Annotated in this window: 1 protein-coding gene; it reads left to right on the top strand. The window is 50.9% G+C overall.

The window, feature by feature from the left end:
- Window positions 1–13 precede the first annotated feature (13 nt).
- A partial coding sequence (locus CYK47_RS15300) for a GA-like domain-containing protein (RefSeq protein ID WP_502697063.1) occupies window positions 14–552 on the top strand: 539 nt, incomplete at its 3' end.

Here is a 552-nt window from a genome sequence, read left to right as displayed (position 1 = left end):
CGTGATCCCAGCGGTGAACGATACCAACGAAAACGGTACGCCAGATGCGGATGAACTTGCAGCAGTTGAAGACCTTGTAGCAGAAGCAGAAGCAGCATATGCAGCAGCAGAACAAGCTCTTGCAGATGCCCTTGCAGATGATGCTGTGACCCAAGCAGAAGTTGATGACTTAACTCAAGCCCTTGCAGATGCACAACAAGCGAAAGCAGATGCACAAGCAGCGGTGGATGCAATTGTTGACGACTTCCCAACCGAAGCGGGTGACTTCCAAGACCGTGTAGATGCCTTGACTGATATCGTGATCCCAGCGGTGAACGATACCAACGAAAACGGTACGCCAGATGCGGATGAACTTGCAGCAGTTGAAGACCTTGTAGCAGAAGCAGAAGCAGCATATGCAGCAGCAGAACAAGCTCTTGCAGATGCCCTTGCAGATGATGCTGTGACCCAAGCAGAAGTTGATGACTTAACTCAAGCCCTTGCAGATGCACAACAAGCGAAAGCAGATGCACAAGCAGCGGTGGATGCAATTGTTGACGACTTCCCAACCGA

The organism is Acinetobacter sp. B51(2017), assembly GCF_003711395.1.
In the GTDB taxonomy this organism is placed as follows: domain Bacteria; phylum Pseudomonadota; class Gammaproteobacteria; order Pseudomonadales; family Moraxellaceae; genus Acinetobacter.
Note: the sequence above shows the minus strand (reverse complement) of the source record. Positions and strands in the feature narration are given on the sequence as shown.